The 9,941-nt window shown below is 39.0% G+C and carries 10 protein-coding genes and 1 tRNA gene; 9 read left to right on the plus strand and 2 right to left on the minus strand.

Annotation, left to right across the window (positions count from 1 at the left end):
• The first annotated feature begins 224 nt into the window (after positions 1 to 224).
• The 6 genes from EKB01_RS09350 (at position 225) to EKB01_RS06390 (ending at position 6,025) form a co-directional block, all read left to right on the plus strand.
• The gene (locus EKB01_RS09350) at positions 225 to 2,447 is read left to right on the plus strand and encodes an N-acetylmuramoyl-L-alanine amidase family protein (RefSeq protein WP_167266160.1); all 2,223 of its coding nucleotides are present in this window, start codon (positions 225 to 227) and stop codon (positions 2,445 to 2,447) included.
• Between the two features lie 296 nt (positions 2,448 to 2,743).
• On the plus strand, positions 2,744 to 3,736 hold the full coding sequence (locus tag EKB01_RS06370; protein WP_167266163.1) for an ATP-binding cassette domain-containing protein: 993 nt from the start codon (positions 2,744 to 2,746) through the stop codon (positions 3,734 to 3,736).
• Position 3,737: 1 nt separating this feature from the next.
• Complete coding sequence (locus EKB01_RS06375) at positions 3,738 to 4,556, plus strand: ABC-2 family transporter protein (protein WP_167266166.1); 819 nt, start codon at positions 3,738 to 3,740, stop codon at positions 4,554 to 4,556.
• A 1-nt stretch (position 4,557) separates the two neighbouring features.
• A complete protein-coding gene (locus EKB01_RS06380) occupies positions 4,558 to 5,343 on the plus strand; it encodes an ABC transporter permease (RefSeq protein WP_000760722.1) in 786 nt (261 codons plus the stop codon).
• A 100-nt stretch (positions 5,344 to 5,443) separates the two neighbouring features.
• Positions 5,444 to 5,516: transfer RNA gene (locus EKB01_RS06385), tRNA-Thr, on the plus strand.
• Between the two features lie 191 nt (positions 5,517 to 5,707).
• The gene (locus EKB01_RS06390; protein WP_167266168.1) at positions 5,708 to 6,025 is read left to right on the plus strand and encodes a hypothetical protein; all 318 of its coding nucleotides are present in this window, start codon (positions 5,708 to 5,710) and stop codon (positions 6,023 to 6,025) included.
• A gap of 27 nt (positions 6,026 to 6,052) precedes the next feature.
• Here the strand turns inward: EKB01_RS06390 and EKB01_RS06395 are convergent, their stop codons facing one another.
• Complete coding sequence (locus EKB01_RS06395; RefSeq protein ID WP_084940106.1) at positions 6,053 to 7,852, minus strand: N-acetylmuramoyl-L-alanine amidase; 1,800 nt, start codon at positions 7,850 to 7,852, stop codon at positions 6,053 to 6,055.
• A gap of 45 nt (positions 7,853 to 7,897) precedes the next feature.
• Positions 7,898 to 8,806: a LysR family transcriptional regulator gene (locus EKB01_RS06400; RefSeq protein ID WP_001222585.1), complete on the minus strand. Its 909-nt coding sequence runs from the start codon at positions 8,804 to 8,806 to the stop codon at positions 7,898 to 7,900.
• A 102-nt stretch (positions 8,807 to 8,908) separates the two neighbouring features.
• Here EKB01_RS06400 and EKB01_RS06405 point away from each other — a divergent pair, with 102 nt between their 5' ends.
• The 3 genes from EKB01_RS06405 (at position 8,909) to EKB01_RS06415 (ending at position 9,839) form a co-directional block, all read left to right on the plus strand.
• Positions 8,909 to 9,142, plus strand: coding sequence for a YqgQ family protein (locus EKB01_RS06405; protein ID WP_000646473.1), 234 nt, complete (start codon positions 8,909 to 8,911; stop codon positions 9,140 to 9,142).
• Positions 9,139 to 9,519 (plus strand): rhodanese-like domain-containing protein, encoded by a 381-nt coding sequence (locus EKB01_RS06410; RefSeq protein ID WP_084940108.1) that lies wholly within the window; start codon positions 9,139 to 9,141, stop codon positions 9,517 to 9,519. The genes EKB01_RS06405 and EKB01_RS06410 overlap by 4 nt, the downstream gene beginning before the upstream one ends.
• A gap of 86 nt (positions 9,520 to 9,605) precedes the next feature.
• Positions 9,606 to 9,839, plus strand: coding sequence for a hypothetical protein (locus EKB01_RS06415; RefSeq protein ID WP_049504694.1), 234 nt, complete (start codon positions 9,606 to 9,608; stop codon positions 9,837 to 9,839).
• The last annotated feature ends 102 nt before the right edge of the window (positions 9,840 to 9,941 follow it).

Here is a 9,941-nt window from a genome sequence, read left to right on the forward strand (position 1 = left end):
ATACAGATAGAACCTGCCATTGGGCAGGTTTTTTGGTTGGTAAAAATAAAATAAATGATATAGACTTTGTATTATGCCTTTGATATCATTAATTTAGATTAAAGGTAAATATCAAGTTATTTTAAAAATTTCGACTTTTAATGTGTGGTACTATATAGTTTTAAAACTTGATAAAGTTACTAGCTAGTTTTAGTATATTAGAATTATTGGAGTTTAGGTTAGAGATGAAAGATAATATTGTAAGTTTTTTTCAGTATTTTTTTTGGAAAAGAAAAATTAAAGAGGTTCATACTCACAGTGAGGATAGTGTTAGAAGAGTGCTTAGGTCTATTGCACAGAATGGATTTGATTATTATGGTGAGTCAGTACCTTATGGACGGGCTAAGTGGTTTATTGAGTCAGAAAAAGAATTTTATAATGAATTCTCTAATACTGAATTTGAATATTTTGGTTATTCTCCGGTTAGAAGTTTAAAGGAAGAAGATTTCAAAGAATATGGTTTACTCTTGACCCAGTATGGAATTTTCGAAAAAATGCAAATCAAGGATAAAGACTGGTGTAATGTACAATTTTTCCCTTTTTCAAATTTATGGAAAGTAGAGGTAGATGATAATGATCAGTTAGCATTTTACTATCCATATGGGATTATTAAACGTTTGAATGTTTCGAATAGTTTGAACTATGTTGTTAGGGAATTGAATGAATTGATTGCCTCTGGTTATACAAATGATGTACAAGTTGAAAATTTAAACACACAGTTATTAAAAATTGGTAAAAAGAATGTTAATTCAACTACCTTTAGAAGAGGAACTGAGATAGGAGTTGTTTCTTGGATTTTATTAAGTGTTGGTGATAGATTGCATAAAGCTCAAATAAATGCAATGGTTAGCGCTCCTTCAGGGCATGGACATGCAGCTGAGTTTGCAAATAATCTAATGGATAAGATTAAATATCCATTTCACCATGTAAAACAAACTGGTCAAGATAATGCCAAAAATGGCGCGGATCGAATGGTTGGAAATCAAAAAATTCAAACTAAATATTATGCAAGAGCAAGCGGAACTGTAAACTCAGCTTTCGAGTCTAAAAGCGAAGGAGGAATGTATAAGTATAAAGGAATGCAATTGGAAGTTCCTAAAGATCAGTATGATAGAGCAGTTGAATTATTTGAAGAAAAAATTAGACAAGGTAAAGTTGAGGGAGTTAATAATCCAGCTGAGGCAAAAAATATCATCAGAAAAGGTAATATTACCTATAATGAAGCAAAATTGATAGCCAAAGGAGGTAATTTGACCTCGATTAAATTTGATGCAATTGATGGAGCTATTAATTCATTACCAGGTGTAGGTATAAGCTTTGTTATTGTCTTTTCTCAGGCTAAATGGTCGGGTGCAGAAACCAAAGATGCGGCTCTAATGGCTGGTAAAGCAGGATTACGAACCCTAGCTATGGGAACTAGTATCTATGTTGCGTCACAGCAATTTGCAAAAATATTTACAAAACAAATTAATGATTTTTTGGGAAAAAAAATTACAGCTGAAGTGGTTGCAAGACGAGCTGCACCAGTGATATCGTTCGCTGTTATTATGGGTCCAGATATTTTTGAAGCGCTTGTTGGAAGAATTTCTTCACAGCAGCTATTAAAAAATGCAGCAGTTGCTGGGGGCGGTATGATGGCAGGAGCTGGTGCAGGTGCGGTTGGTGGTGCAATTGCTGGACCAATAGGAGCATTAGCGGGTGCGATTATAGGAGGAATTGCAGGAGGAATAGGAGCAAAAGCAATTGCGGATCAATTCATAGAAGATGACCGTGTGGAAATGTTTGCTCAATTAAAAGAAGAGTTTATTGATATTGTGATGGTTATTTCGCTATCTCAGAAAGAGTTTAAAAAAATCCAAGAAGATGTCTTTAATGAACAATTAGAAGGTTTATTGAAGGATATGTTCCAGAGAAAAGAAAATAGTCGAACTTATGCGAAAGAGTTTGTTGAAGAAAAAGTTAAGTCTGTCATAAAAGATAGAAAGCGGGTTGAGTTGAAGGAAATTATTGAGGCTGTCCAAGTAATAAATGATGTTCAAGACCCATCGGAATCAGGATGGGATCAAAATAATGGTGCTTGGTACTATCTAAATAATAGCGGTTCATTAGCAAAGGGGTGGATTCAAGATAATGAACATTGGTACTATCTAAGTGATGATGGCGTCCTAGTAACTGGTTGGTTAAAATATAATGATGCCTGGTATTACTTGAAAGATAATGGAGCTATGGCGACAGGTTGGATTCAAGATTCAGGAAAATGGTATTATTTAAAAGATGACGGTTCAATGGTAACTGGTTGGTACCAAATTGGTGAAAAATGGTATTATTCATATTCATCAGGAGAGCTTGCAGTTAGCACTACCATAGACGGGTATAGAGTTAATGAAAATGGGGAATGTCTTGATTAAATTGAATATTTGAGATAAAATCACTGTTAATACAAACCTGCCCCTAATGGCAGGTTTTTTGGTGTTTTAAGGAAACTATTAAACCAGAATTTTTGATTAAAACTATTATTTTAAGAGTAAAATCTCTAATTTCATAATCTTCAGGCAAACGCTTGCATTCCATTTTTCATTAGACTATAATAGGTTGGTATAAAGCCTTCTGTAATAATAAAATGTAGAGGGTCTAGAAAGTAAGGATTTAGAATATTTGTAGTCAAAAATACAATGTTGCTATTCCTTGCGATAGGGAGATAGATATGTCAATGATAGAAGTGGAACATCTTCAGAAAAATTTTGTGAAGACAGTAAAGGAGCCGGGGTTAAAGGGGGCTTTGCGCTCCTTTATTCATCCTGAAAAGCAGACATTTGAAGCGGTCAAGGATTTGACTTTTGAGGTACCCAAGGGCCAAATTTTGGGCTTTATCGGGGCCAATGGAGCTGGGAAGTCGACAACCATCAAAATGCTGACAGGGATTTTGAAACCGACATCGGGCTATTGTCGGATTAACGGCAAGATTCCTCAGGATAATCGCCAAGATTATGTCAAGGATATTGGAGTGGTCTTTGGACAACGAACCCAGCTATGGTGGGATTTGGCTCTGCAAGAGACCTACACGGTTTTGAAAGAGATATACGATGTGCCAGACTCGCTCTTTCATAAGCGCATGGACTTTTTGAATGAAGTCTTGGATTTGAAGGAATTTATCAAAGACCCCGTGCGGACTCTTTCACTTGGCCAACGGATGCGGGCGGACATTGCGGCTTCCTTGCTCCACAATCCTAAGGTTCTCTTTTTAGATGAGCCGACCATTGGCTTGGATGTGTCGGTCAAGGACAATATTCGTCGCGCCATCACCCAGATCAATCAGGAGGAAGAGACTACCATTCTCTTGACTACTCACGATCTGAGTGATATTGAGCAACTCTGTGATCGGATTTTCATGATTGACAAGGGGCAAGAGATTTTTGATGGAACGGTCAGCCAGCTCAAGGAAACCTTTGGCAAGATGAAGACTCTTTCTTTTGAACTGGTGCCAGGTCAAAGTCATCTCCTTTCTCACTATGAAGGCATGTCTGATATGACTATTGATAGACAAGGAAACAGCCTCAATATTGAATTCGATAGTTCCTGCTACCAGTCGGCCGATATTATCAAGCAAACCCTGTCTGATTTTGAAATTCGCGATTTGAAGATGTTGGATACGGATATCGAGGATATTATCCGTCGCTTCTACCGAAAGGAGCTCTAAGATGTTCAAATTGTGGAGACGTTATAAACCCTTTATTAATGCAGGAATTCAGGAGTTGATCACTTATCGAGTCAACTTTATTCTCTATCGGATTGGCGATGTCATGGGGGCCTTTGTGGCCTTTTATCTCTGGAAGGCAGTCTTTGATTCCTCGCAGGAGTCTTTGATTCAAGGCTTTAGTATGGCAGATATCACCCTCTACATCATCATGAGTTTTGTGACCAATCTGTTGACCAAGTCAGATTCTTCCTTCATGATTGGGGAGGAGGTCAAGGATGGTTCCATTATCATGCGCTTGCTGAGACCAGTACATTTTGCGGCTTCTTACCTCTTTACCGAGCTTGGGTCCAAGTGGTTGATTTTTATCTCTGTTGGACTGCCATTTTTAAGTGTCATTGTCTTGATGAAAATCTTATCGGGTCAAGGGATTGTAGAAGTACTGGGCTTAACTGTCCTTTATCTTTTTAGCTTAACACTGGCCTACCTGATTAACTTTTTCTTTAATATCTGCTTTGGATTTTCAGCCTTTATATTTAAAAATCTATGGGGTTCCAATCTACTCAAGACTTCCATAGTAGCCTTTATGTCTGGAAGTTTAATTCCCTTGGCTTTCTTTCCAAAGATTGTTTCTGATATTCTGTCCTTCTTGCCTTTTTCATCTTTAATTTATACTCCAGTTATGATCATTGTTGGGAAATACGATGCCAGTCAGATTCTTCTGGCATTCGCTTTGCAGTTTTTCTGGCTCTTAGTGATGGTGGGCTTGTCTCAGCTGATTTGGAAACGAGTCCAGTCCTTCATCACCATTCAAGGAGGTTAGTATGAAAAAATATCAACGCATGCATCTGATTTTTATCAGGCAATACATCAAGCAAATCATGGAATACAAGGTGGATTTTGTGGTTGGTGTTTTAGGTGTTTTCCTGACCCAAGGCTTGAATCTTTTGTTTCTCAATGTCATCTTTCAACACATTCCCTCGCTAGAAGGCTGGACTTTTCAAGAAATCGCTTTTATCTATGGATTTTCCTTGATTCCCAAGGGACTGGACCATCTCTTTTTTGATAATCTCTGGGCATTGGGACAACGCTTGGTGCGAAAAGGAGAGTTTGATAAGTATCTGACTCGTCCTATCAATCCTCTTTTTCACATTCTGGTTGAGACCTTTCAGATTGATGCCTTAGGTGAACTTTTGGTCGGAGGGATTTTGCTAGCGACAACGGTATCTAGTATTGCTTGGACTCTTCCAAAATTCCTGATTTTTCTAGTCTGCATTCCTTTTGCGACCTTGATCTATACTTCCTTGAAAATCGCGACTGCCAGTATCGCTTTTTGGACCAAGCAGTCAGGCGCCATGATTTACATTTTTTATATGTTTAATGATTTTGCCAAATATCCGATTTCCATCTACAATTCCCTTCTTCGTTGGTTGATTAGCTTTATCATCCCTTTCGCCTTTACAGCCTACTATCCTGCTAGCTATTTCTTGCAGGACAAGGATGGACTCTTTAATATCGGTGGTTTGATTCTGATTTCCCTTGTCTTCTTTGTCATTTCTTTGAAACTATGGGACAAGGGCTTAGATGCCTACGAAAGTGCGGGTTCGTAAAAGGAAGGAACTCAAAGCCTTGTCTCAGGACAGGCTTTGTCTAATTAAGATGAAAATTTCTTGACATCTATTCTCAGAGTGCTATACTAAAAGGGTAATTGCCGATTTAGCTCAGTTGGTAGAGCAACGCACTCGTAACGCGTAGGTCACAGGTTCGATCCCTGCAATCGGCAAAATCAAGAAGTCCAAACGGGCTTCTTTTTCTTTTATCACGACTATTCAACCACATAGACAGAGATATTGACCAGATAGGCAAAAGGGCTTGTTATTGAAAAATTCCTCTGCTATAATGATTCATGTAAGGGACGTGAGGGGTCAGTATCAGACAACTCAAGAACCAAAAAAAGAAAATGGAGACAAAAAAATGAAAAAATTATTGGGACTTGTATTTTTAGTAGCAGCAGCGCTAGTATTGTATTTCGGTTCTGTTGGTTGGCCAAGTTTAGATGTCAATCTCTGGTCACTCATTCCGGTAGGATTGTTCCTCTATTTCACACTAGAAAACTTTTTGAAAAAAGACTATAAGGCTAGCTTGATGTGCTTGATTATCGGCTTTATAATTGCAAATGCTATTTTTGATCTCTTGCCAATTTCAAGTGGTTTGGTGATTGGTGCTGGTGTGCTAGCTTGTGTAGGACTTGGTTACCTCTTTCCTGATAAAGATAAAAAAGAAGGCAAATAAAAAGTCTCGAGATTTCTCGAGACTTTTTTACTGACCAGCGTAATATTTTTGGATCCCCTTTACGATGCCTGCGACCAGTTTATCTTGGTAGTGGCTATCTCTGATTTGTTGGTTTTCGGAGAAATTATCCATATAACCAAGCTCTAGGAGAACCGCTGGTTTGGCTGTTTCGCGTAGGACAGCAAAGCTGCTCTCCAACAGACCAGCATCCTTAGCTCCTGTTTCTGCAAGAAGAGAGGAGTGGATAGCAGCAGCGAGGCGTTTGCTTTCACTCATACGATCAGGGTGATTGTGCCAGTATTTATTAATCTTACTTGGATAATCAGGTTCATCGCTATAGGAGTAGGTTTGTATACCGCTCGCTTTTGAGTAGGTATTACCAGTAGCGTTGAAGTGAATACTGATAAAAATATCAGAGTTGGTCTTATTAACCATACGAGAACGTTCGGTAACAAAATCAACGTCAATATCACTATCACGAGAAGTGAGGACCTTGTAGCCCAGTTCTTCTAACTTAGCGCGAAGTTTGCGATAGATTTGCATATTGAGATCTTTTTCAGCGACATTGTAGTAGAAGGCACCTGAATCTTGACCACCATGCCCAGGATCTAGGAAGATAGTATTGCTGTATTGACCTTTTGTAAATCCACCTTCAGTTGAAACTTCAGAAATCCATTGGCCATATTTTTGGAACAAGTGTTCCTTGCCGTCTATCTTGTAAGTTCCTGAAACATAATGTCCACTATCATCCAGATAGTAACGAGCCTTGTAATAGTCGTCGTAAATCCACTCATTCTTGGCCATATAACCGCCAGACTTGAGGTAGTATGCTCCAATCCACTCCTGATTTGCATAACGGCCATCCGCTTTTAGATAGAACCAGCTATTGTAGGATTTATCAAAAATCCACTCTTTTTCCGCCATGGCTCCACTGGCTTTGAGGTAGTAGCTTTCTTTCCATTTATTGGAAAGCATGACTCCATTTTGTTCAAAAGCATACCAAGAGCCATTGATTTTCTCCCATTTGTCTTGGCTGTATTTCCCATATTCATTAGCGTAATACCAATTTTCATTGATTCTCACCCAAGAGTTTTCCGCCATAGCCCCGCTATTGCTGAGCAGGTAAGCACCAATGGTTGTCTGGCTGAGCATCACGCCGCTTTTGTCAAAATAATACCAAGCACCGTTTACTTTTTCCCATTTGTCTTGCGAGATTCTGCCAGATGGTGTGACATAATACCAAATTTGGTCTAATTTAGTCCAGCCCTTTTCTGCCATAGCTCCGCTTTTTGTGAGCAGATAGCCGTCAACGGCAGTGTTGCTGAGCATACTTCCAGTTTGATCAAAATAGTACCAAGAGCCGTTAATTTTTTTCCAACTGTTCTGAGCTAGTCGTCCAGAAGAATCAGCATAGTACCATTGATTGTCCAGTTTGGTCCAGCTATTTTCTATCATGACACCATCTTGGTCAAAGGCATAACCTTTGTAGACAGTAGAATGAAGACGATTACCATCTTGATCGAAGTAGTACCATTTGCCTTGGATTTGTTTCCAGTTCAAAGCAGGTTTATCATCTTGGTAAAAACGCCAGTGGTGATTTTCTTGGTACCACCCTTCTTTTTTTGACTTGTCTTCTTGCACATCTACTTTCGGAAGAACTTCTGATTTAGAGTTTTCCTCAACACTCGACTCTTTCTTTTCTTCTTTGGCAATTGCTTCCTTGACAGCAGATGTGGGTTGAGTTGTGTTTTCTTCTCCTAAGACGGATGCGGGTGCTAATCCTGTGATTGAAAGGATTAAAGCACTGGTCAGTAGTATCTTTTTCACTTTCTATTTCCTAACTTTTTCTTTTTCCCTTTTTCCTTTTTCCTATTAACTATCGAATTGAACTTCTTCTAGTAAGTATTCGATAAAGCGTTCGCCCATCTTAGACAGGCTGGTTTTTTCATGCTGGATATAGACTAGTTCAATCGGGTCGTCAATGTCCAGCGGAATGGAAACGATATTGTCTCCGTTGAGGTTACTATTCAAAATCCCTGTTGCAATGGTGTAACCATCCAAACCAATCAAGAGGTTAAAGAGGGTAGCACGGTCACTGACAACAATGGATTTCTTGTGGTGCTCTTGTGAAAGAATCTCCTCTGAAAAGTAGAAGGAGTTGTGCGTCCCCTGGTCATAACTCAGATAAGGGAAGTCTTCCAAATCAGCCAGTTTGACCTTGTCTTTTTTAGCTAGAGGGTTGGTCTTGCTGACAAAGATATGGGGTTGGGCTGTGAAGAGGTGGTGAGCTAGCAGGTGATTGTCATCCAGCATTTTCGTTAAAACATCGCGGTTGTAGCTGTTTAAAAAGAGGACACCGACTTCACTACGGAAGTTCTTGACGTCATCGATAATCTCCCAAGTCCGAGTTTCACGAAGGAAGAGCTCGTATTTTTCCATATCACTTTTCTTGAGCAAAGAAACAAAGGCATTGACTACAAAGGCATAGTGCTGAGAAGAAACACTGAAAAGTTCGCGGTGGGCGACAGGATTTTTATAGCGTTCCTCCAGAAGCTGGGTTTGCTCAACGACCTGACGGGCATAGGAGAGAAACTCCATCCCATCACGAGTCAAGGTAATGCCCTTGGGATTGCGGATAAAGATTTCAATGCCCATTTCATTTTCCAAGTCTCGAACAGCATTAGAGAGACTGGGTTGGGTGATAAAGAGCTGCTTGGCTGCTTCATTCATAGAGCCAGTTTCGACGATTTTGATAATATAGTGTAGTTGTTGAATTCTCATGTTTTTATTGTACCACACTTGCGGAAGAATGGGCAATGAAGACGAAGAAAATAGGGGGAAAGAGCCGGTCCAGTATTGAAAAAAAGTCTATAATCTGCTAAAATGAAAGCTATGAAAACATTCTATGATGTGCAGCAATTTCTCAAACAGTTTGGCATTATTGTTTACATGGGGAAGCGCTTGTATGATATTGAACTGATGAAGCTCGAACTCTCTCGGATCTATGATGCAGGTCTGATGGACAAGCTAGACTATCTAGAGGCGGAAGCTGTTCTTCGTAGAGAGCACAAGATAGAATTAGACTATATAGAGAAAAATGGAGATAAGAACTTATGACAATCTGGATTTTGTGGGGAATCGTACTAGCGATGGTGGCATGGATGGGCTATAACTACCTTCGTATTCGTCGTGCGGCTAAGATTGTAGACAATGCAGAATTTGAAGCCTTGATTCGAAAAGGGCAATTGATTGATGTCCGTGAACCAGCAGAATTTCACAGAAAACATATCCTCGGAGCTCGCAATATTCCTTCAAATCAGTTGAAGTCAAGCCTTGCAGCCCTTCGCAAGGATAAACCTGTCCTTCTCTACGAAAACCAACGTGGACAACGAGTGACCAATGCAGCACTTTATTTGAAAAAACAAGGTTTCTCTGAGATTTATATCCTTTCTTATGGACTAGATTCCTGGAAAGGGAAAGTGAAGAATAGTTAACATTCTGTTAAAAACTGTCGAATGATAGATAAAGCTAGCATTTTATGGTATCATCATTTATATTAAATTTAAGGAGATTTTGTAATATGAATTCACAACAAAAGAAAAAACCTTCACTTATTTTAGGTATCTTATCTATTGTGCTCGGTTTGCTATCTCCAATAGTGGGTCTGATTTTGGGGATCATAGGATTGGTCTTGGCTTTTTCATACCAAAAAGAATCTGGACTAGACTATAAAACAGAAAAAATTCTCAATATCGTAGGACTTGTAGTTTCTGTTCTTAACTGGATTCTAGCAATCGCAATCTTTTTTAGATAAGCAAAAAAGAAAAAAGCTTTAAATTTGAACTGCACCCCAAAAGTTAGACAGAAAGAATCTAACTTTTGGGGTGTTTTATTATGAAATTGAGTTATGAAGATA

Source organism: Streptococcus sp. CCUG 71758 (genome assembly GCF_011714815.1).
Taxonomy (GTDB): Bacteria; Bacillota; Bacilli; order Lactobacillales; family Streptococcaceae; genus Streptococcus; species Streptococcus halitosis.

What these genes read in the sequence shown, in the direction of transcription:
- EKB01_RS09350 (WP_167266160.1), top strand. Translation starts at nt 225, where the DNA reads ATGAAAGATAATATTGTAAGTTTTTTTCAGTATTTTTTTTGGAAAAGA.
- EKB01_RS06370 (WP_167266163.1), top strand. Translation starts at nt 2,744, where the DNA reads ATGTCAATGATAGAAGTGGAACATCTTCAGAAAAATTTTGTGAAGACA.
- EKB01_RS06375 (WP_167266166.1), top strand. Translation starts at nt 3,738, where the DNA reads ATGTTCAAATTGTGGAGACGTTATAAACCCTTTATTAATGCAGGAATT.
- EKB01_RS06380 (WP_000760722.1), top strand. Translation starts at nt 4,558, where the DNA reads ATGAAAAAATATCAACGCATGCATCTGATTTTTATCAGGCAATACATC.
- EKB01_RS06390 (WP_167266168.1), top strand. Translation starts at nt 5,708, where the DNA reads ATGAAAAAATTATTGGGACTTGTATTTTTAGTAGCAGCAGCGCTAGTA.
- EKB01_RS06400 (WP_001222585.1), bottom strand. Translation starts at nt 8,806, where the DNA reads ATGAGAATTCAACAACTACACTATATTATCAAAATCGTCGAAACTGGC.
- EKB01_RS06405 (WP_000646473.1), top strand. Translation starts at nt 8,909, where the DNA reads ATGAAAGCTATGAAAACATTCTATGATGTGCAGCAATTTCTCAAACAG.
- EKB01_RS06410 (WP_084940108.1), top strand. Translation starts at nt 9,139, where the DNA reads ATGACAATCTGGATTTTGTGGGGAATCGTACTAGCGATGGTGGCATGG.
- EKB01_RS06415 (WP_049504694.1), top strand. Translation starts at nt 9,606, where the DNA reads ATGAATTCACAACAAAAGAAAAAACCTTCACTTATTTTAGGTATCTTA.